This window comes from Pantoea sp. Ap-870, from assembly GCF_011752515.1.
Taxonomy (GTDB): domain Bacteria; phylum Pseudomonadota; class Gammaproteobacteria; order Enterobacterales; family Enterobacteriaceae; genus Pantoea; species Pantoea dispersa.
The window spans coordinates 50,368-70,168 of sequence record NZ_VWXG01000005.1 but is presented as its reverse complement, the minus strand read 5'-3'; the positions used below and the strand labels follow the sequence as shown (position 1 = coordinate 70,168).

At 57.5% G+C, this 19,801-nt stretch carries 20 protein-coding genes; 14 read left to right on the top strand and 6 right to left on the bottom strand.

Going from position 1 to position 19,801, the window contains the following annotated elements:
* Positions 1-131: 131 nt before the first annotated feature.
* Both F3J41_RS13695 and F3J41_RS13690 read right to left on the bottom strand, forming a co-directional pair.
* On the bottom strand, positions 132-581 hold the full coding sequence (locus F3J41_RS13695; protein ID WP_021509782.1) for a GNAT family N-acetyltransferase: 450 nt from the start codon (positions 579-581) through the stop codon (positions 132-134).
* An 85-nt stretch (positions 582-666) separates the two neighbouring features.
* Positions 667-1,611, bottom strand: coding sequence for a LysR family transcriptional regulator (locus tag F3J41_RS13690; RefSeq protein WP_021509781.1), 945 nt, complete (start codon positions 1,609-1,611; stop codon positions 667-669).
* A 146-nt stretch (positions 1,612-1,757) separates the two neighbouring features.
* On the opposite strand from F3J41_RS13690, the gene F3J41_RS13685 reads away from it, so the two are divergent.
* The 9 genes from F3J41_RS13685 to F3J41_RS13645 all read left to right on the top strand — a co-directional run bounded on the left by F3J41_RS13685 (position 1,758) and on the right by F3J41_RS13645 (position 10,664).
* Positions 1,758-2,708, top strand: coding sequence for a PDR/VanB family oxidoreductase (locus tag F3J41_RS13685; protein WP_021509780.1), 951 nt, complete (start codon positions 1,758-1,760; stop codon positions 2,706-2,708).
* Positions 2,705-3,901, top strand: coding sequence for an amidohydrolase family protein (locus F3J41_RS13680; RefSeq protein ID WP_166711551.1), 1,197 nt, complete (start codon positions 2,705-2,707; stop codon positions 3,899-3,901). The genes F3J41_RS13685 and F3J41_RS13680 overlap by 4 nt, the downstream gene beginning before the upstream one ends.
* Complete coding sequence (locus tag F3J41_RS13675; RefSeq protein ID WP_021509778.1) at positions 3,891-4,346, top strand: RidA family protein; 456 nt, start codon at positions 3,891-3,893, stop codon at positions 4,344-4,346. Before F3J41_RS13680 ends, F3J41_RS13675 begins: the two co-directional genes overlap by 11 nt.
* Before the next feature lie 14 nt (positions 4,347-4,360).
* The gene (locus F3J41_RS13670; RefSeq protein ID WP_166711550.1) at positions 4,361-5,239 is read left to right on the top strand and encodes a creatininase family protein; all 879 of its coding nucleotides are present in this window, start codon (positions 4,361-4,363) and stop codon (positions 5,237-5,239) included.
* Positions 5,240-5,252: 13 nt separating this feature from the next.
* Positions 5,253-6,224, top strand: a complete 972-nt coding sequence (locus tag F3J41_RS13665) for an ABC transporter substrate-binding protein (RefSeq protein ID WP_021509776.1) — start codon at positions 5,253-5,255, stop codon at positions 6,222-6,224.
* Positions 6,221-7,051 (top strand): ABC transporter ATP-binding protein, encoded by an 831-nt coding sequence (locus tag F3J41_RS13660; protein WP_021509775.1) that lies wholly within the window; start codon positions 6,221-6,223, stop codon positions 7,049-7,051. The genes F3J41_RS13665 and F3J41_RS13660 overlap by 4 nt, the downstream gene beginning before the upstream one ends.
* Positions 7,048-7,845: an ABC transporter permease gene (locus F3J41_RS13655; RefSeq protein WP_021509774.1), complete on the top strand. Its 798-nt coding sequence runs from the start codon at positions 7,048-7,050 to the stop codon at positions 7,843-7,845. Before F3J41_RS13660 ends, F3J41_RS13655 begins: the two co-directional genes overlap by 4 nt.
* A 54-nt stretch (positions 7,846-7,899) precedes the next feature.
* A complete protein-coding gene (locus F3J41_RS13650; RefSeq protein WP_021509773.1) occupies positions 7,900-9,288 on the top strand; it encodes an FAD-binding oxidoreductase in 1,389 nt (462 codons plus the stop codon).
* Between the two features lie 104 nt (positions 9,289-9,392).
* The gene (locus tag F3J41_RS13645; RefSeq protein ID WP_021509772.1) at positions 9,393-10,664 is read left to right on the top strand and encodes a TonB-dependent receptor; all 1,272 of its coding nucleotides are present in this window, start codon (positions 9,393-9,395) and stop codon (positions 10,662-10,664) included.
* Positions 10,665-10,838: 174 nt separating this feature from the next.
* On the opposite strand, the gene F3J41_RS13640 is transcribed toward F3J41_RS13645, so the two are convergent.
* The 3 genes from F3J41_RS13640 to F3J41_RS13630 are packed head-to-tail and all read right to left on the bottom strand — an operon-like array spanning position 10,839 to position 13,439.
* Entirely contained in the window at positions 10,839-11,495 is a 657-nt protein-coding gene (locus tag F3J41_RS13640; protein WP_166711548.1) for a methionine ABC transporter permease, read from the bottom strand.
* Positions 11,476-12,600, bottom strand: a complete 1,125-nt coding sequence (locus tag F3J41_RS13635) for a methionine ABC transporter ATP-binding protein (protein WP_166711546.1) — start codon at positions 12,598-12,600, stop codon at positions 11,476-11,478. The genes F3J41_RS13640 and F3J41_RS13635 overlap by 20 nt, the downstream gene beginning before the upstream one ends.
* 11 nt (positions 12,601-12,611) lie before the next feature.
* Entirely contained in the window at positions 12,612-13,439 is an 828-nt protein-coding gene (locus F3J41_RS13630) for a MetQ/NlpA family ABC transporter substrate-binding protein (RefSeq protein WP_166711544.1), read from the bottom strand.
* 212 nt (positions 13,440-13,651) lie between these two features.
* Here F3J41_RS13630 and F3J41_RS13625 point away from each other — a divergent pair, with 212 nt between their 5' ends.
* From F3J41_RS13625 to F3J41_RS13615, 3 genes are all read left to right on the top strand, one after another.
* Entirely contained in the window at positions 13,652-14,293 is a 642-nt protein-coding gene (locus tag F3J41_RS13625; protein WP_059012086.1) for a TetR family transcriptional regulator, read from the top strand.
* Positions 14,294-14,371: 78 nt separating this feature from the next.
* Entirely contained in the window at positions 14,372-15,754 is a 1,383-nt protein-coding gene (locus F3J41_RS13620; protein ID WP_166711542.1) for a D-arabinono-1,4-lactone oxidase, read from the top strand.
* A 38-nt stretch (positions 15,755-15,792) separates the two neighbouring features.
* On the top strand, positions 15,793-16,620 hold the full coding sequence (locus F3J41_RS13615) for a glycosyltransferase family 8 protein (protein WP_058757330.1): 828 nt from the start codon (positions 15,793-15,795) through the stop codon (positions 16,618-16,620).
* 174 nt (positions 16,621-16,794) lie between these two features.
* On the opposite strand, the gene F3J41_RS13610 is transcribed toward F3J41_RS13615, so the two are convergent.
* Positions 16,795-17,817 (bottom strand): LLM class flavin-dependent oxidoreductase, encoded by a 1,023-nt coding sequence (locus F3J41_RS13610; RefSeq protein ID WP_058777956.1) that lies wholly within the window; start codon positions 17,815-17,817, stop codon positions 16,795-16,797.
* Positions 17,818-18,034: 217 nt separating this feature from the next.
* Between F3J41_RS13610 and F3J41_RS13605 the strand changes: the two genes are divergently transcribed.
* The gene (locus F3J41_RS13605; RefSeq protein WP_058777968.1) at positions 18,035-19,102 is read left to right on the top strand and encodes a fatty acid desaturase; all 1,068 of its coding nucleotides are present in this window, start codon (positions 18,035-18,037) and stop codon (positions 19,100-19,102) included.
* Positions 18,999-19,784, top strand: coding sequence for a phosphate/phosphite/phosphonate ABC transporter substrate-binding protein (locus tag F3J41_RS13600; RefSeq protein ID WP_058777957.1), 786 nt, complete (start codon positions 18,999-19,001; stop codon positions 19,782-19,784). The genes F3J41_RS13605 and F3J41_RS13600 overlap by 104 nt, the downstream gene beginning before the upstream one ends.
* Positions 19,785-19,801 lie beyond the last annotated feature (17 nt).

Below are 19,801 nucleotides of genomic sequence, written 5' to 3'. Positions count from 1 at the left end.
GGCCAGATTTAAAGAATCCCGCTCAGGGAAACCTGAGCGGGCTTTTTGTTTGTCGGTGGTCGGCGGGAAGATGAAGGGAGATACGCGCCTTCAAGAAAAACCCGCCAGACTGATGGCAGCTAATCGCGCAGTTAAAGTGTCTTACCCAGGCAAATGGCCTCTTCCCGGCCGCGGTAAGGCCCGTAATTTTCAATTTGCCGGTAACCCTGCTTCAGATAAAAATCCACGGCACGCTGATTAACATGCCGCGTTTCCAGCCACAGTTCACGATATCCCAGAGTTTTTGCCGCGGTTTCCAGAAACGCCAGCAAAGCGCGTCCGATGCCCGGTAAACTGCGGTCGGAGAACATTCTTTTCAGTTCGGCGATCCCGGGTGCCAAAGGCCGTAATGCGCCGCAGCCGACGGCACTGCCCTGCGCATCTCTGGCGATCACCCACAATGCGCCTTCACCCTGGAGGGTGTCCACGCTGGCGCGGCTGTTCCCGCCATCGCCAGTAATAGCCGCAAGCTCGGCGGAGAGTTTTTCAATCAGCCACTGTGATTCCGCCGAGCGCGGGTCTGCATGTTCAATCTTTACCATCGTGATACCTGTATAGCAGGAGGCTGCTGGGCCGTTAGTGGGTTGACATATCTTGTGCTGCGGGCCAGTCAGGCCACCCAGGCTTTTATACGCGGTGCTTTTCTTCCTTGCCGGCCTGCGCTTCCTCGCTCTCAATCATGGCAAAAAATAACTCCAGTTGACCCAGCATCATTGACGCGGCGACGGATAACTGGCGTTGGGGTGCCACACACAGCGACAGGGTAAAGGGTTTTAATACCGTGTCGATCAACGGAATGAATTTCAGTTCACCGCGACGATATTCGTCCACGATATCCAGCCAGCACATCAGGCTGATCCCGACATCATCACGCACTAACGATCGCAGCATATGAATGTTATTGGTGCGTCCCACTTCCTTCAGGCGTATGCCGGAACTGTTTACCAGCGCGTCCAGTGGATCGGCCAGCATTAACGGCGCAGCGGGCACAATAAACGGCCACGGCTCGCAATGGCTGAAGCGAATAGATTCCAGCGCTGCCAGCGGATGGTGACGGCTTACCACAATTCCCAGACGAAGATCGGCGAAGGATTTCACCAGCAGTTCACGCGAGCTTTGCGGATTTAGCATGATGCCAAAATCCGCATCGCCGGCGGTCAGCGCATTGGCGATATGGATGTTACTCATGGTAGTGAGGGTAAACGAAATGCCGGGATAATCTTCACGTATGCGCTGCAGGATGGATGAGAAGAAGCCACGATTTATGGCATCAATGGTGGCGATATGCACATGGCCATGTCGCAAACCACGCAGATCCTCTAATTGCGTACAAACCCGGCCAAAATCACGTTGCCAGTTTTTAGCCGCATTAAACAGGATCTCCCCCGCTGCCGTCATACATAAACCTGATGGATGACGTTCAAACAACGGCATATCCAGCTGTTCTTCCACACGTAAAATCTGCCGGTCAATTGAAGAGGCTGAGACGTGTAACACCTCGGAAGCCTTACGGAGCGAACCCTGACGGGCCACTTCGGTGAAATAAATCAGAAAACGGGAGAAGGCAAACATAGTGGGTGCTCTCTTTTTTGCAACGCATCATGCGAATTAAACAGATGGACGCTTACACAACGGCAAAATAATAATCGCCTCCATGATAAAGACAAGGGCATGCGCGGCATTAACGCTGATGACAGCCCTGTAAAGACAGGCTGATTATGAAATCATCACACCTGGCCGCCACCGTCATCGCAAAGCAGTCCAACGGTGCTGGCAATCTGTTACTGACGCTGGAAAGTGCCAGCGGCCAACCGCTCCCGGCCTTTACACCGGGCGCGCACATTGATGTCCATCTGCCAGCCGGCGGGGTGCGCCAGTACTCCCTGTGTTCGCCAGCCAGTGCGGCTGGCTATGAAATCTGCGTGCGTCTTGATCCCGCCTCGACGGGCGGTTCCCGCTGGTTGCATCAACAGCTGAATGTCGGCGATACCTTAACCCTGTCGGCACCGCGCAACCATTTTCCCCTGCCGGATGCACCGCGCACCTTACTCTTTGCGGCCGGTATTGGCCTCACGCCGCTGCTGGTGATGGCGGAAGCCCTGGCCGCGCGGCAGGCGGCGTTTACGCTGCATCTCTACCTCAAACGTCATGATGAACTGGCGTTTGCACCGCGTCTGGCGCAACTCGGTGATCGTGTCGTTATTCACTACAGCAGCGAAGGTGACAGCCTGCGCACCCGTATACCTGACGATCTGGAAACATCAGCCAATAGCGCGCTGGTAGCCTGCGGCCCGGCTGGCTTTATGCAACATCTGCAGCAGCGGGCGCTGGAACAGGGCTGGCAGCCAGAACAATGGCACAGCGAACGTTTCCATGCTGATGCGGCAATCCCCCCTGCAGGCGACAGCTTCGAGGTGGAGATTGCTTCTTCCGGCGCGCGTTTTCACGTCGGGCAGACGCAAAGCATTGCCGGGGTGCTGGCAGCGGCAGGCATCGACATCGAACTCTCCTGCGAACAGGGCATGTGCGGTGCCTGCATTACCGGGGTGTTAGCGGGTGAACCCGACCACCGTGACGAGGTGTTAAGCCAGAAAGAGCGTGCCGCGAATGACTGCATCGTGCTGTGCTGCTCACGTGCGCGATCTCCGCTGCTGGTGCTGGATTTATGAAAATCTATCCGGGCGCGACCGGCGCACGCTTACCCCGCTGGCTGCTGCCAGACAACTGGCCGATGCAGGGCCATCAGCCGCAGCTGGCGACGTTACATTTTCACCCTGACGGGCTGCAATTCGCGCCCTGTGAAGGAGCATGTGCCGATTATCTGCCGCTCAATGGCGCGCTGGTGCTTCCCGCACTGATCGAACCGCATGCGCATCTGGATAAAACGTTCACCTTTGAGCGTAGCCCGGCACGCCAGCCCGGTTTACTGGCTGCGATTTCCGCGATGCATCAGGATCGCGTGCACTGGAGCCGTGAGGATTTGCAGCAGCGCGCTGAGCAGGCGTTGCGCTGGGCGGTGGGGAGTGGCGTAGGTGTATTGCGCACCCACGTCGACTGGTTCAGCCCTGAAGCGCCGCTGGCGTGGCAGGTGATCGGTGAGTTACAGCATCCGCTGTGCCGTATTGAACGCGTGGCGCTCGCCCCGCTGAGCTTTTTTGCCCGCCAGGATGATGCGCAGCATATTGCCGCCCAGGTGGCCGTCAGCGGTCCGGGCGCGCTTCTCGGCGGTTTCATCCACAGCAGCAACTGGGATGCAGTCGCCTTCGCCAATCTGCTGCACGCGGCCGAACAGTGGCAGCTCGATATCGACCTGCACATAGATGAAGAGTTGAATGCCGATGCGCAGGGCATGCGCTGGCTGGCGAACTACCTGCAACAACATCCGTTCAGTGGCCAGATTACCTGCAGCCACAGCTGTGCGCTGTCTCAACAGGAAGATGCCCTGCAAATTCTTGACCGGCTGGCCCTGCACCGCGTGACGCTGATCGCCCTGCCCCTGACCAACCTGCTGCTGCAGGACGCGGTGCCTGATCGCACACCGCGTCAGCGCGGATTGACGCTGGTGAAAGAAGCGCAGGCGCGGGGGCTTTCACTGCTGCTGGGCGCTGATAACGTGCAGGACGCTTTCTGCCCCCTCGGCAGTTATGACCCGCTCGATACCCTGTTCAGCGGCGTATTGAGCCTGCAGCTGGGTTCTGCCTTTGATGAAGCCTCTCAGCTCATCTGCCAGCCCGATGCGCTTTATCACAACGATGTGGTGATTTTTCCGTCTGCCGATGCGGCAAGCTGGCCGCTGCGCCAGCGCCAGCGCTATCGGCTCAAACAGGGTGTGCGTTATGGAGACGAAACAGATGACGCTTGATGATGGCGCGGGTAAACCGCTGGCCAAATATGCGGCGTGGCGACGCGTCGGCGACTTTATTTTTCTCTCCGGCATTATTCCGGTGAACCCGCAAACCGCCACCATCGTGCGCGGTTACAGCGATATCCCTGACGCGGCGCAACGGCTGCTGGGACGCAGCGGTGAATTCTCTACCGATTTCAAAGAGGGCCCGATTCTGGCACAGAGCTGGTATGTGCTGGAGAGCATCCGCACCACCGTTGAACGCGCCGGTGGGCAGATGAGCGATGTGTTCAAACTGGTGCAGTATTTCCGCAATCTGGACCATTTCCCGCACTACAGCCGGGTGCGCAGGCAGTTCTTCCCGGATGAACCGCCGGTGTCAACGGTGGTGCAGGTCAGTGAAATGTTGCCCAGCCCGGACGTATTAATCGAAGTTGAAGCCACGGCGTGGTTGCCACAATAACGCGAGGAAACAGTATGTTGCATGGTTATATCCCGGCAAACCGCTTTTTGCCGTATCTGAGCTGGACCGACATTGCCACGCTGGATAATAAAGCCAACACGGTAATCGTTTTGCCGACCGGGGCGATTGAACAGCACGGCCCTCATCTGCCGTGCGCCGTGGACAGCGTGATTTCATCGGGCGTGGTCGGGCATGCGCTGGCACGTTTGCCCGCTGACATCCCCGCGTACGCCATTCCGCCGATCACCTACGGTAAATCCGATGAGCACCTGCATTTTCCCGGCACGTTAACGCTGACCGGCGAAACCTTATTACATACCATTCTGGAGATTGGTGAATCGCTGTATCGCGCCGGTTTTCGCAAGTTTCTCATGGTGAATGGCCATGGCGGCCAGCCGCAGCCGCTGCAAATGGCCGCACGCGAACTGCGTCTGCGCCACGGTGACATGATCATCATTATGCAGGACACCTTCAAAGTGCCTAACTGCGCCGAAAGCTTTATGGACGATAAAGAGCGCCAAATGGCGATGCACGCCGGTCACGCGGAAACCGCGCTGATGCTGGCGCTCGCCCCCGATACCGTGCAGATGAGCCAGGCCGTGGCGAATTATCCGCCTGAATTTCCCTGCCCGACGCTCTCCACCAGTAAACCGATGGCGGCATGGGCTTCCTATGATTTCGGCCCCAGCGGCGTGATTGGCGATCCACGGCCTTCCACGCCCGAACAAGGCGCGGCGATTCTGGATTCGCTGGCGGAAAGTTGGGCACAGGTCATCACCGAAGTGCATCAAATGAGCTGGGTGACGCGCGCTGAACCGGCATGGGGCATCGGTCACTGGCAGGGCAAAGTGTTAGACCACAACGACGCAGCATCACTCTTACCACCGCGCTAAACGGGGATCGACGATGAATAAAAAATTGAACATGATTGCGGCACTGTCGCTGGCGCTGTCGGCCCAGAGCATGGCGGCGGAGAAATTCACCTTCATGACCAACTGGTATGCGCAAGCCGAGCATGGCGGTTTTTATCAGGCACTGGCGCAGAATCTGTATAAAGATGCCGGGCTCGACGTCAGCCTGAAAATGGGTGGCCCACAGGTTCACACCATGCAGCTGATGGCGGCAGGCCAGGCGGACTGCATCATCAGCGACAACATGCAGGCACTGGAATCCTGGCAGCAAGGCGTGGAAGCCATGCCCGTTGCCACCACGTTCCAGCACTCGGCGATTGCTTTTCTCACCCATCCTGATGTGAAAGATAAAGCCGATCTGCAAGGCAAAACCTTCCTGCTGGCGGCGGAAGCTTACACCTCCTACTGGCCGTGGGCCCAAAGTGCGCTCGGCCTGAAAAATGCGCGCGTGCGCCCTTACACGTTCAGCATCCAGCCATTCCTGGCAGATAAGACGCTGGTGCAGCAGGGTTATATCACCTCGGAACCTTTTGCGGTGCAGAAAGCCCATGCGCAAGCCAATGTCTACCCGATCAGCGAATGGGGCTATCCGCCTTACGGCAACAGTATTGTGTGCATGAAATCGACCATTGAAAAACGTCCGCAAGCGGTGGCCGCGTTCGTCAAAGCCTCAATGCAGGGCTGGAAAAACTATCTGCAGGATCCGCGCGCTGGCAATGCGCTGATCCGCAAAGAGAATCCGCAGATGAGCGAGGAGCAGATCGCCTTCGGCATTGCCCAGATGAAGAAATACCAGATGCTGACGGGCGGTGATGCGCAAACGGCGGGTATCGGTATCATTACCGAGCCACGGCTCAAACAGACATGGCAACTGCTGGTGGACAACAAGCTGATCGATCCGGCCAAAGTGCCGTTTGCAGGTAGCTACACGCTGCAGTTCATCAAAGACGTTAAGGTCATGCCATGAACACCGCCAGCAACATAACGCCGATCAATCCGGATAGCCAGCCGCGGCCTGTAGCGCCGCCGGCGATTGAGGTGCTTTCTGCGGAGAAAATCTATCCCAACGGGACGCGGGCGCTGCTGCCGGTCGAACTGACGGTGCGTCAGGGCGAATTTGTCTCACTGCTCGGTCCCTCCGGCTGTGGCAAAAGTACGCTGCTGAAAATGATTGCCGGCTTAATTGAACCCAGCGATGGCAAACTGATGTTGTTCCGCCGCGATCGCCGGGAGAATCAACGTGACCTGCCGCTTTCCTTTGTGTTTCAGGAAGCGACACTGATGCCGTGGAGCAGCGTGCACAAGAATGTCCGCCTGCCGCTGGATCTGGCGGGCGTTCCGCGCGCCGAAGCCGATACCCGCGTGCGCGAGATTCTGGAACTGGTTGGCCTGGGCCAGTTTGGTCACGTATTACCGCGCGAGCTTTCCGGTGGCATGCAGATGCGGGTGTCGATTGCTCGCGGTTTAGTGACGCGTCCCAGGGTGCTGTTGATGGATGAACCGTTCGGCGCCCTGGACGAAATCACCCGCAACAAACTGGACAGCGACCTGCTGGAGCTGTGGCAGGAACAGAAGCTGACGGTCGTGTTTGTTACCCACTCCATTCAGGAAGCCGTATTCCTGTCGCAGCGGGTGATCATGATGGCCGCACGACCGGGCCGCGTGGTGGATGATATCCGCATTGACACCAGCCAGCCGCGTGATGATGCGTTTCGTGTCAGCCAGCCGTTTACCCATTATGCGCAGTTGCTGCAGCGCGGCCTGCTGGCAGCCAGTCAGGAGAGCCAGTCATGAAACCGCTCGCAGCAAACCGTAGATTTCAACAGTGGCTGTTTCCAGCGGTGGTGGCCGTCGCCATGCTGCTGTTGTGGCAGTTTCTGGTTACCGCGTTTAAGGTCCCGGCGTTTCTGGTGCCTTCGCCGGTGGTGGTGGCACAAAGCCTGGCGCAAAACTTTCCTGCCTTGTTTATGTCGCTGCTTTACACCCTGAAAATCACGCTGATCTCGTTTGCGCTGGCAACGGTGATCGGTTCCCTGATTGCCTTTTTGCTGGTGCAAAATCGGTTTATCGAGACGGCGTTATTTCCTTACATCGTCTTTCTGCAAGTCACGCCGATCGTGGCCATTGCACCGCTGATCATTATCTGGGTGAAAGACACCACCGCATCGCTGGTGGTGTGCGCCACCCTGATGGCGGTGTTCCCGATCATCTCCAGCACCACCCAGGGTTTACGCAGCGTGTCGCCGGGTCTGCTGAGCTACTTCAGGCTGAACCATGCCTCGCGGCTGCAAATTTTACTCCGCCTGCGCATTCCATCTGCATTGCCCTACTTCTTTGGCGCGCTGCGTATTTCCAGCGGTTTGTCACTGATTGGTGCCGTGGTGGCGGAGTTTGTGGCGGGCACCGGCGGCACGGATACCGGGCTGGCCTACCAGATTTTACAGGCTGGCTATCAACTCAATATCCCGCTGATGTTTGCCGCATTGTTACTGATTTCTCTGGCCGGCTTTCTGCTGTTTGCCCTGATGTCGTGGCTGACGCGCCGCGTATTAGCCGCCTGGCACGAGAGTGAGTTAAGCCCGAATTAATGCCAAACGGGCGGAAAACCTCCGCCCTGCGCCCCCTACGAACAGGAGCATTACATGTCTGAACCCGATCGCCAGTCTGCCCTGGCGGCGCTGGTCGCGGCGTTGCCGGAACTGGAGTGGATTAAAGAAGCGCCGAAAGTGAAACGTCTGTCACGCGACTTTCACTGGTTCAGCCCGGTGCTGAAATCCCAGCTGGAAGAGAAATTTGCCGAGCTGGCCGTGCGTCCTCGCGATGAAAACGAGCTGCTGGCGGTGGTGGCCGCCTGTGCAAAAGCCCGTGTGCCACTGAACCTTCGCGGTGGCGGTACCGGCAACTATGGCCAGCTGATTCCGCTCAATGGCGGTGTGATAGTCGACATGACACGCCTGAACAGCGTCACCGCGCTGGGCACCGGTACGGTGCGCGCGCAGGCGGGTATTCGATTAGGCGATCTCGAAGCCCACACGCGCCCGCACGGCTGGGAGTTACGTTGCATGCCCTCAACCTGGAAACTTGCCACACTTGGCGGGCTGTTTGGCGGCGGTTTTGGCGGGGTGGGATCGATTAACTACGGTCCACTGGCCGCGCCAGGCAACGTGCTGTCGATTCGGATGATGACCATGGAAGAGACGCCGCGCATCATCACTTTACAGGCACCGGATGCGCTGCTATTGCATCATGCCTATGGCAGCAATGGCATCGTGCTGGAGATCGAACTTGCGCTGGCGCCCTGCCATGACTGGATCGAACGTCTGGATACCTTTGCCGATTTTCCCTCCGCGATGGCTTATGCCGATGCGCTGGCGCGGTCGCCGGGCATCGTTAAACGCCAGATTGCCGTGTTTGCCGCACCGGTACTGGATTATTTCAGCGATTTAGCGGATGCGCAGGTTAAGGGGCAACACGGTGTCATTTCGGTAACAGGAAGCGAGAGTGATGGTCTGCTGCCCGCCCTTGTGGCGCAACACCATGGCCATAATGCATTGCACTTTGCCGAAGGTGAAAATAGCGGCCACTCCCTGATTGAATATTGCTGGAACCACACGACCTTGCAGGCATTGAAGATCGACAAGACCCTGACCTATCTGCAAACCGCGTATTCCCCGGATAATTATTATCAACAGGCACTGGCGATGGAAGCCGAATTATCGGATGAGGTGATGTCACATATTGAATTTCTGCGCGACATGAACGGTGCGCTCACCTGTAGCGGCCTGCCATTAATCCGTTACAGCAGCCCGGAACGGCTCAACGCCATTATGGATATTTATCGTAGCCATAATGTGAAAATAAATAATCCGCATGTCATTCATATTGAGGATGGCAAACAAGGTATGGTGCGGCCTGATGTGGTTGCCCTAAAATCCGCCTGCGATCCTTACAACTTATTAAACCCCGGCAAGCTACGTGGCTGGGAAGTACGTGAAACCTTGCCGGCGGTACATATTCCCGGCGTTAATTGATCATCACTTTTTATTTACGGCATAACTCACCGCCGGGTGATCCTCTCACCCGGCTGGCATCGTTACGCTTTCCTCATCGGGTGTGTTTATTCAGGGATCATGCAATGAGAGCACTAAAACGTGTCGGTTTACTTGCGCTGTTTTTCCCCTTCGCGCCAGCAACACTGGCTGCGACACAAAGTAATATCAGCGACTGTCATTACGATGCCAGCGGTGTAGACAGCTTCAGCGATATATTCACCTGCGGTACCGTTAGCGGCAGTTTACGTACGCTCTACTACTCCACGCACAATGCCTATTTTTCCAAAGGCTTTAATCAGGACACCACCAGTTACGGCGGCAGTGTGAAATATGAAACGGCTCCCGCGTATGGTTTTCGTGCTGGCGTGAGCGCCATCTTTTTGCGGGGGATTGATCACCCGGATGAAGCGCATACCATCAGCGACATTGGTGATAATCAGACCAATATCGGGGAAGCTTATTTAAGCTGGCAACAGGATGATTTTAAAATTACTGCCGGCGATCAACGCATTAACATTCCCTTCGTCGGTGACTATGACTGGCGTATTACACCGATACTCTTCAGGGGCGTTGATGCCAATTATGGCGACAGCACCCAGTATTTACATGCGACCAAAGTCTGGCGCTACAAGCCCTGGGGCGACGATCAGTTCCTGGATACCACGGCCTATTCGGATATCGATGAGCGCACTAACGGCATGTGGGCGATTGGTGGCGGACAGGGCACGCAGTGGGGTAACAAAAAACTTACCGGACAAGTGTGGTATCAGGAATATGCTGATTATTCCCGCGTTGTCTATGGCGAAAGTCATGTGCAGTGGCAGGATACATTGTTGCAGCCGGATGTGGCTCTGCAGTTTATTCGCGGTACCAGCTTAGGGAAAGCGCTGGCCGGAGAGGTCAATAGCACCTCTTACGGTGCTCAGCTCGCGCTGAGTTTCACTCCTGCACTGAACTGGAAATTGGGCTACGACCATATTGCTGCCAGCCCCAATAGCTGGGGTAACGGTTCACTGGTGGTGCCTTATGCCCACAACAGTTCATCGGGTCCCTATTTCGCCCAGCCGTTTTTCACCAGTACCCAGGATCTTGGCAGTGGCAATGCATATATGACCAACCTGAACTACGTGCTTAATGAGCATCTTTCTCTGGGTACACAATATTCGTTTATGGATTTAAAACCCTCGGCACAGTCTGCCAGCATTAATCAGTCGGAATATCTGGTGTATTTCACCTGGGCGTTCAGCGGTGTATTAAAAGGATTAAGTGTGACCGATTTTGCCGGCGTGCAGACATCGCCTCTGTACGATTCACATTTCTGGCAGAATCGTTTGAGTTTGCAATACGACTTTTAATCATTCATTCCATCAGAATTAACTGTCTTTACCTGCTGCCCAGGATGGATGAATTGCTGATTAACCCATAGGCCCCTTTAACAGGGGCCTGTTGAGTTTTTGTACAATATTCACCGCCAGCGCCTGATGCGAAGCATTTGTCTGCAGGAGAGCGTACTGGCGCAGACGTTTTTCTCAGTGCCGCCTGTCAATGCGCTGCACCAGCCGATCGCCGAGCCACTGGATACCGCACACCAGCACGATCAGTACGGCGATCACCGCCACCATCACCGCAGTGTCAAAACGCTGATAACCGTAGCGAATCGCCAGATCGCCCAGGCCGCCCGCCCCGATGGCACCCGCCATTGCCGAGGCGCCGATCAGCGCCACCAGCGTGACGACAAAACCAGAAAGAATGCCCGGCAGCGCTTCAGGAATCAGCACCTCCCAGACAATACGTAATTTGCTGGCACCCATGGCACGCACCGCATCAATCAGCCCGCGATCGACATCGCGCAGTGAAACTTCCGCTACCCGGGCAAAATACGGCGTGGCGGTGATCGATAACGGTACAATTGCGGCCCAGGTGCCCAGAGAGGTGCCGACCAGCAGACGGGTAAAGGGAATCAGCGCCACCAGCAGAATAATGAACGGCAGCGAGCGAAAGCCGTTGATCACTACGCCCAGCAGACGATTGATGCTCCGGTTTTCAGCAATGCCGCCGGGGCTGGTGGTCACCAGAATCAGTCCCAGCGGTAATCCGGTCAGCAGCGAAAACAGGCCGGCCACCGCCGTCATCAGCAGCGTTTCACCCAACGCGTTGAGCAGTAAATCAATCATCACTGGCGACATAACCGACCAACTCCACCTGTGCCTGCTGCGCACGCAGCCAGCTGAGAACCTGATACTCATCGGCCGCGTTGGCAGCCGGGAGCGCAATAAAGAAACGCACTACCGCGTAGTGCTGAATGTGGTCGATGCCCCCCTGCAGCAGGCGAAATTTACCCGGCAGAGCGCTGGCAAACTGCGTCAGCAAATCCCCCTGCGCCGCCACACCAGCAAAGTGAACGCTATAGATCGCCTCACCTTCACGCTGTTCGCTTAGCCGCGCTGCGAGATTTTCCGGCAGCTGCGGCAGCAGTCCGCGCAGCAGCGTGCGCGTCAGCGCGGATTGCGGATGGGCGAACACCTGCCACACCGGGCCCTGCTCGACAATCTCCCCGGCGTCGATGACGGCCACGCGATGCGCCACGGATTTAATCACCTCCATCTCATGCGTGATCAGCAGAATGGTGATACCAAGCTGCTGATTGAGCGATTTCAGCAGTGCGAGAATCGAGCGGGTGGTTTCCGGATCGAGCGCTGACGTGGCTTCGTCACACAGCAGCAGCGCCGGGCTGGCGGCCAGCGCGCGGGCAATACCGACACGCTGTTTTTGTCCGCCGGAAAGCGCTGCCGGATAGTGTCCGGCCTTGTCGCTCAACCCCACCAGCGCCAGCAGTTCCGCTACGCGCTGGTTGCGCTGTGCCTTTTCCATGCCAGCTATTTTCAGCGGCAGCGCCACATTCTGCGCCACGGTTTTTGCCGACAGCAGATTGAAGTGCTGAAACACCATGCCAACGCGACTGCGCACCGCCTGCAGCTGCTGTTCTGACAGACCGGTAATACGCCGCCCTTCAATCTCGATTACGCCTTCGTCGGGCTGCTCCAGCCCGTTGAGACAGCGAATCAGCGTCGATTTTCCGGCGCCGCTGCGCCCAATCAGGCCAAGGATTTCGCCTTTTTGCACTGTCAGTGAGACATTGCGCAGCGCCTGTGTCTGGCCGAAACGGCGCGACACGCCCTGCAAACGCACCACGTTGCTGTGCTGCGCCACGCGATCGCGTACCTGAGCCTCTTCGATCACGCCGCGCGCCACGGCGGTCAGGGGCACGGTGGCCTCGGAAAATAGCGTCATGGATGGGTTCCTTACCAGGCGGTTTCGCCCGTGCCTTTGTAGACCTTGTCAAACACCGTTTTGACGGCATCGTTCTGGTACGATGCCACCAGGGTTTTCACCCACGGGGCGCTGGCGTTCTCTTTTTTCACCGCGATAAAGTTGTTGTACGGATTGTCTTTCACCGGCTCCTGCGCGATACGATCCGCCGCGGTCAGGCCGCTTTTCAGCGCCCAGTCGGTATTGACCACTGCTGCATCGAGATCCGGCACCGAGCGACCAATGATGCCGGAATCCAGCTCTTTGATTTTCAGGTGGTGGGGATTGTCAGTGATGTCGGCCGTGGTCGCGGCAATGCCGGCGCCCGGTTTGAGTTTGATCAGCCCCTGTTGCTGCAGCAGCAGCAGACCGCGCGCCTCGTTCGACGGATCGTTAGGCACGCCGATTACCGCTCCCTCTTTCAGACCGGCGGCGCTTTTCACTTTCTTCGAATAGAGACCGATCGGCCAGACGGCGGTATCGCCGACGCGCACGATATCGTAATGATTGACCTTGATTTGATTATTCAGGAACGGCTGATGCTGGAAGGCATTGGCATCCACTTCACCATTCTGTAACGCTTCGTTGGGCTGGTTATAATCATTGAAAATCACGGTTTTCACCGTCAGCCCTTTCGCGGCGGCCTGCTTTATTACTTCACGCCAGACGTCTTCGTCCTCGCCGCTCATAATGCCGACCTTCACCGCGGTTTTATCCGCCGCCTGCGCCACAGAAAACGGCGCGACCACGCTGCCGGCAACCAGTAATGCGCCGACGGTTAACAACAATTTCTTTTGGGCTGATGCGAAGCGTGTGTGCATAAATTATTTCCTGAGTGTTATTATTACGCGAGTCAAAATAAGCTGCCGTCATCGACAGATACGCGCAGTATACGCAGTTGCTTATTCCAGCATTATGATTTATCCGGGAATGCTATTCCTGAAATGAATAAAGCCATGCCGCCGCCCGTCGCGCCAAAAGGCCCCGGGCGGCTGTGCTACCATGCCTGTTTGATTGACCGTTATTGAGCGCTATGTCGGATACCACACCCAAACGTAAAAATGACCCGGAAGGGTTGAAAAAACGCATCCTCGCGGGTGCGCTGCAAACCTTCGCCGAATACGGTATGCAGGGCGCGCGAATGGAGCAGATTGCTGAACTGGCACAGACCACCAAGCGCATGGTGGTGTATCACTTCATCAACAAAGAGAAGCTGTATATTGAGGTGCTGGAGCAGGTGTATCAGGCGATCCGCCAGCATGAGACCGGCCTGAATCTTACTACGCTGGAGCCGGAAGAGGCGATGGTCAAACTGGTGGAAGCCAGTTTTGACTACCACGTCACGCATCCCGATTTTATGCGCCTGGTGTGTACAGAAAACCTGCTGCGCGGGCGTTACATCATGCAGTCGGAGCGCATCAAAGCGATGAACAAAAGTACCCTCGATTTGCTGGATGACATCCTGTCCCGCGGCCAGCGTCAGGGCATCTTTATCGACGGCCTGGATACCGTGGACGTACACCGCCTGCTCAGCAGTATTTGTGTGCATCACGTCTCCAACCGCTACACCTTCCACACGCTGTTTACCCCCCACGACAGTGAAGAGGACAGTATTCGCCGCAACCGTCAGCTGGCGGTGACGGCCACGCTGCGCTATATCCGCAAAGCCCCGTAATCTGCGGGTTCGCTGTGATGGTCTACGCTTGATCAAATAAACGGGACCGTGACAGACCTCAGATTAAGGAACGCTGTAGTGAAGAAAGATGCTCTCCTCTATCCGTTACGCAACACGCATAATACCGATGACACCCCTGCGCTCTGGAACTGGGCGCAGAATTCGGTAGTTGGCCAGCCCCAGCAGTTGCATCAGCCGCGTAGTGAAGCCGAGCTGCAACAGCTGTTGCGCGACTCGCACGGCAAAGTGCGCGTGCTCGGCAGCCGTTTGTCGCCCGGTCGCATGCTGTGCGTACAGCCGCAGGACGTACTGCTGGATCTCAGTGCGCTGCGCGGCATCCTCGCTCAGGATGAAGAGAGCGTCACGTTTGCCGCGGGCACGCCGCTGCAGCAGGTGTATGACAGCCTGACAAAGATGGATCGCATGCTCGCCTCCTCGCCCGGCGTGATTGCGGTGCAGACGCTGGCAGGCGCGCTGGCAACCGGCACCCACGGTCAGGGCCTGGCACAGAGTTCGCTGGCGGACGAAGCGCTGCATATCCGCATGGTGCTGGCCGATGGCAGCGTGCGCGAGTTTCAGCGCGGTGACGCTGATTTCCCGGCGGCGATGGTGTCACTTGGCGCGCTCGGCATCGTCACCGCCATTACCTTGCGCACTGAGCCATTTCGCCTGTTTACCTGCCATAAATTCGCCGCGTCTGCCGATTCACTGGAGCAGGATTTGCTGACGTGGAATGAGCAGCACGAACTCAGCAAAGCCTGGTGGTTTGTCGATGACAACCTGATGCATGTCTGGAACGCCGATGTCGCCAGTGCCGAAGACAGCCAGGCGTGGTACGACCATCAGCGCGAAGTGATTGAGCACGGCGATCAGGCCGACAGCAGCCTGAACGACACCATCGATCAGACGCTGGAACACATGCATCGCGACACGCAGATTCACGGTAAAGGCGGCAAACAGTTCCGTACCGTCACCCGCTTCCGTGACTTCACCGACATCAGCGGCGATATTTACCAGCTGTTTTGTCGTGGTATCGCCGTACCGCAGATCAACGTTGAGATTGGCGTGCCGCTGGCCAAAACGCCGCAGATTATCAGTAAGATCAAAGCCTGGTACGCACAGAATCGTCCGCACATGCACTATCCCATCATCCTGCGCTGCACCGGCGCTTCACAGGCGTGGATGAGCCCGGCGCATCAGCAGCCGACCTGCTTTTTTGGTTTCGTGGTGTATTACGCGGATGACGGCTCGCTGTCGCAGGACGGACTGCATTTCCTCACCGAAGTGGAAAAACTGCTGGCGGCGGAAGGCGGACGTCCGCACTGGGGTAAATATTACGATCCGCAGCGCTATCAGTGGCGCGCCATCTATCCGCAGTGGGATGCGTTTCGTGCAGTGCGTGAACAGCTGGATCCGACGCACCGCTTTAGCAATGACTATGTCACGGCTTTGTTTGATTGAGTTTGATTGATTTTGATTGATTTTGATGGGGAGAAGCTATGTACGCCTGGGTAACGCTGTTAACGCAGCCGGAATATTATGTCGGGGTGAAAGCGCTGCATCGCTCACTCAAACGCAGCGAAACGCGCTGGCCGCTGATTGTGATGGTCACCGATGCCATCGACCTGAGCATGCGCGAAGCATTACAGGCGCTGGGCTGTGTGATCCATCCGGTCCAGCCGCTGATGCCGGACGCCGCGCTGGAGCAGCATTATGCCTCAGCACAGTTTGGTGAAGTGTGGAGCAAGCTGCGCGCCTGGGAGCTGACCGGTTGCGAGCGCGTGGTCTTTCTTGATGCCGATATGCTGGTGCTGCGCAACATGGATGAGCTGTTTACGCTTGACCTCGGCAAGCATGCGCTGGCGGCCTGTCACGCCTGCCGCTGCAACCCGAATCAAATCGCCAGCTATCCTGACAGCTGGCAGCCGGAGCAGTGTCACTACACCTGGCAGGCGCGCGGTGAGACCCCGCCCGCCGATCTTGATAACTATCTCAACGGCGGTTTTCTGGTGCTGCAGCCGGATCAGGCGGTTTTCGACTGGCTGCAGCAGAAAGTGGCTGAGATTGACGACCTGCGCCGCTATCCGTTCTCCGAACAGGATTTGCTCAATGAAGTGTTTGCCGGACGCTGGCTGCCGCTGCCGTACATTTATAACGCGCTAAAAACCCTGCCGTTCCAGCATGCCGGCTTATGGCATGACGATGAGGTGAAGAATCTGCACTACATTCTCGCCAAACCGTGGAAGCGCGACCTGAACCAGCCAGAGGCGCAGCGCGACCGTTATTACGCGCTGGATAAGCTGTGGTGGGAGCTGGGCGCGGATTAATGGCTGGTCGCGGCGCGATTTATCGGGCAACGGTTGGTCGCCATAAATGGCGACCCTACAGAATCTAAAACGGGTCAAAGCCTTTGCTGAATTTCCCAGGGTGCGCATTTATGCGCACCTGGTAGCGGCGCGATTTATCGCGCAATAATTGTGCGCTTCCCTGCGCACTGTGGCTTAACGCCAGCCGAGCTCTGGCGCGACGTGGGTCAGAATGCTGTCGATCACGTGCGCGCAATAGTCCACGCCAAGCTGATTAGGGATGGTCAGTAACAGAGTATCGGCTTCCGCAATCGCTTCATCCTGTGCCAGCTGTTTGATCAGCTGCTCCGGCTCTGCGGCATAGCTACGCCCAAAGATGGCGCGGGTTTTCTCATCGAGGAACCCGACGGAATCCTGCTCCTGTCCGCCGCGACCGAAGTAAGCGCGATCGGTGTCGTTCATCAGGGCAAAAATACTGCGGCTGACCGACACGCGCGGTGCACGCTGATGCCCTGCCGCCTGCCAGGCTTCTTTATAGGCGAGAATCTGCTTCGCCTGCTGCACATGGAACGGTTCGCCGGTCTCGTCATCCTTCAGCGTCGAACTCTGCAAATTCATCCCCAGCTGGGCTGCCCAGATCGATGTGGCGTTCGAGCCGGAGCCCCACCAGATACGCTCGCGCAGGCCTTCGGAATATGGCTCCAGGCGCAGCAGCCCCGGTGGATTCGGGAACATCGGCTGCGGATTGGGTTTGGCAAACCCTTCGCCACGCAGCACTTCCAGCAGCTCTTCGGTGTGACGACGTCCCATATCCGCATCGGTTTCCCCTTCGCGCGGATTAAAGCCAAAGTAGCGGTAGCCTTCAATCACCTGCTCCGGCGAGCCACGGCTCAGGCCGAGCTGCAAACGGCCGTTGGCGATCAGGTCCGCTGCCCCGGCGTCTTCCGCCATATACAGCGGATTTTCGTAACGCATGTCGATCACACCGGTACCAATCTCGATGCGGCTGGTTTTGGCACCGACCGCCGCCAGCAGCGGAAACGGTGAACTCAGCTGGCGGGCAAAGTGGTGTACGCGGAAATAGGCACCGTCGGCACCCAGTTCTTCGGCGGCGACAGCCAGGTCAATCGACTGCAGCAGCACATCCTGCGCCGAACGGGTGGCCGAGTGTGGTGACGGGGTCCAGTGACCGAAAGATAAAAAGCCAATTTTTTTCATGCTAAATGCTCCTCGCGGGCCAGAACGGCGCCGGCGTCATCAATCAGAATTCGATGAGGTAAGGTTACGCCTGTGCGAAGAGGACTGATAGCCAATAGTTTTCGCGCGCTTCTTCAACTTTTTTGCATAACAAAGCAATTTTCCGTCTTTGTGTTTATCACGCGTATCGCGCATCGTGAGCGCATCTTTTCCCGTCTCGCTGACTGAACACATGAACATGGTCAAAGGAACCTCCGCCTACCTCAGTGCGCAACAGCGCGAAGTGGTGCATCAGCTGGCGCGCAGCTGGCTCTGGCGCAGCGAATTGCCGACCTGGCTGTTAATCATTACCGTTTATAGCGGCTGGTTCGCCAGCGTGCTGTACTGGCAAACGCTGGGCCTGCCCCTCGCCACGCTGCTGCTGATCCTGTTCACCACCTGGTATTTGTCGCTGCAGCATGAGTTGATTCATGGCCATCCGACGCGCCTGCCGCGCCTTAATCAGCTGTTTGGCACGCTGCCGCTGGCGGTGTGGTATCCGTATGGTCTGTACCGGGATTCGCACCTGGCGCATCACCGCAACCACACCCTGACCGATCCGCATGATGATCCGGAAACCTATTATCTGTCGCCGGCGCACTGGGCTCGGCTCAAACCCTGGCAGCAGCGCGTTATCCATCTGCGCAACACCTTTCCGGGACGTCTGCTGCTGGGACCGCTGCTGGATATCCTCGCCACGCTGCGCGCGCTGACGCAAAGCGTGGTGCAGCGCGACGTGCCGGCGATGATGATGTGGCTGGTGCACCTGCTACTGCTGGCCGGACTTTTTTACTGGCTCAGCCTGCACGGCTTTTCCCCGCTGTGGCTGGTGCTGGCGGTGAGCTATCCGGCGCTGATGCTGACCAAGGTGCGCTCATTTTACGAACATCGTGCCGATGAGGCGCCGCTGGCGCGCTCGGTGAATAACGAAGCGGCCTGGCCGTGGCGCCTGCTGTTCCTGAATCTCAACTATCATTCTGTACATCACGATCTGCCCGGTTTACCCTGGTACGGTCTGCGCAAAGTCTATTTGCTCTACCGCGACGGCTACTATCAGCGTAATCAGGGTTTTCGCGTTGCCGGTTACGGCGAATGGATGAAGCGCTTCTGGCGTCAGCCGATCGACGTTAACGCCCACCCGGGACACCACAAGGACGCACAGAATGCACATCATCTCTTTACCGATGTACGACATCGACCACCCGAGCACGCTGGCAATGACCTCAGTGCTGACGCGGCTGCTGGCGAAGCGCGGCGTGCAGGCTGAGGTGCAGTGGCACGACGACCTGCTGCCACACTGGCGTGATGACAATCTGCTGCTGAGTCAGACCTGCGGCTATCCGCTGGTCGCGCTATTGCCTGACGTGCAACTGGTGGGCACGTTTCAGTCCAATGCGCCTGGCTGCCATGATCTGCGCTATCGCAGCTGGCTGGTGGCACGGCAGGAAGATGAGAACCTGAGCCTCGCCGATTTCCGCGGCCGTCGCGCAGTGTGCAACAGCAATGACTCACACTCCGGATACAATTCGCTGCGCTACGTGGTCGCGCCGCTGGCCCAGGACGGCAAATTCTTCGCCACTACCCGGTTCAGCGGCAGCCACCGCCAGTCGCTGGCCGCGCTGCACGCCGGACAGGCCGACCTCGCCGCCATTGATTGCATCACCTGGGCGCTGCTGCGCAAATACCGGCCGCAGGAGCTGCAGGGCTTAGCCATTATCGGTGAAACCCCGCTGTGTGCCGCGCTGCCGCTGATAACCTCGGCGAAAACCGACAGTCTGCTGCTGGAAAAGCTGCGCAGCACGCTGTTTGAGCTGGCCAATGTGGAGGACTACAAGGATGTGATGAAGGCCAACCTGCTGGCGGGCTTTTCTGTGCCGCAGCGCGACTGGTTTGACGAGGTTAAACGCTGGGAAGATGACGCCGCCGCGCTGGGCGTGACGGCGCTGTAAATAAAGCACTAACCGGC

Excerpts from the sequence above, each read along its gene's own strand:
- F3J41_RS13690 (WP_021509781.1), bottom strand. The coding sequence starts at position 1,611 with ATGTTTGCCTTCTCCCGTTTTCTGATTTATTTCACCGAAGTGGCCCGT.
- F3J41_RS13605 (WP_058777968.1), top strand. The coding sequence starts at position 18,035 with ATGGTCAAAGGAACCTCCGCCTACCTCAGTGCGCAACAGCGCGAAGTG.
- F3J41_RS13635 (WP_166711546.1), bottom strand. The coding sequence starts at position 12,600 with ATGACGCTATTTTCCGAGGCCACCGTGCCCCTGACCGCCGTGGCGCGC.
- F3J41_RS13685 (WP_021509780.1), top strand. The coding sequence starts at position 1,758 with ATGAAATCATCACACCTGGCCGCCACCGTCATCGCAAAGCAGTCCAAC.
- F3J41_RS13655 (WP_021509774.1), top strand. The coding sequence starts at position 7,048 with ATGAAACCGCTCGCAGCAAACCGTAGATTTCAACAGTGGCTGTTTCCA.
- F3J41_RS13680 (WP_166711551.1), top strand. The coding sequence starts at position 2,705 with ATGAAAATCTATCCGGGCGCGACCGGCGCACGCTTACCCCGCTGGCTG.
- F3J41_RS13615 (WP_058757330.1), top strand. The coding sequence starts at position 15,793 with ATGTACGCCTGGGTAACGCTGTTAACGCAGCCGGAATATTATGTCGGG.
- F3J41_RS13645 (WP_021509772.1), top strand. The coding sequence starts at position 9,393 with ATGAGAGCACTAAAACGTGTCGGTTTACTTGCGCTGTTTTTCCCCTTC.
- F3J41_RS13610 (WP_058777956.1), bottom strand. The coding sequence starts at position 17,817 with ATGAAAAAAATTGGCTTTTTATCTTTCGGTCACTGGACCCCGTCACCA.
- F3J41_RS13650 (WP_021509773.1), top strand. The coding sequence starts at position 7,900 with ATGTCTGAACCCGATCGCCAGTCTGCCCTGGCGGCGCTGGTCGCGGCG.
- F3J41_RS13660 (WP_021509775.1), top strand. The coding sequence starts at position 6,221 with ATGAACACCGCCAGCAACATAACGCCGATCAATCCGGATAGCCAGCCG.
- F3J41_RS13670 (WP_166711550.1), top strand. The coding sequence starts at position 4,361 with ATGTTGCATGGTTATATCCCGGCAAACCGCTTTTTGCCGTATCTGAGC.
- F3J41_RS13640 (WP_166711548.1), bottom strand. The coding sequence starts at position 11,495 with ATGTCGCCAGTGATGATTGATTTACTGCTCAACGCGTTGGGTGAAACG.
- F3J41_RS13630 (WP_166711544.1), bottom strand. The coding sequence starts at position 13,439 with ATGCACACACGCTTCGCATCAGCCCAAAAGAAATTGTTGTTAACCGTC.
- F3J41_RS13625 (WP_059012086.1), top strand. The coding sequence starts at position 13,652 with ATGTCGGATACCACACCCAAACGTAAAAATGACCCGGAAGGGTTGAAA.
- F3J41_RS13665 (WP_021509776.1), top strand. The coding sequence starts at position 5,253 with ATGAATAAAAAATTGAACATGATTGCGGCACTGTCGCTGGCGCTGTCG.
- F3J41_RS13675 (WP_021509778.1), top strand. The coding sequence starts at position 3,891 with ATGACGCTTGATGATGGCGCGGGTAAACCGCTGGCCAAATATGCGGCG.
- F3J41_RS13600 (WP_058777957.1), top strand. The coding sequence starts at position 18,999 with ATGCACATCATCTCTTTACCGATGTACGACATCGACCACCCGAGCACG.
- F3J41_RS13695 (WP_021509782.1), bottom strand. The coding sequence starts at position 581 with ATGGTAAAGATTGAACATGCAGACCCGCGCTCGGCGGAATCACAGTGG.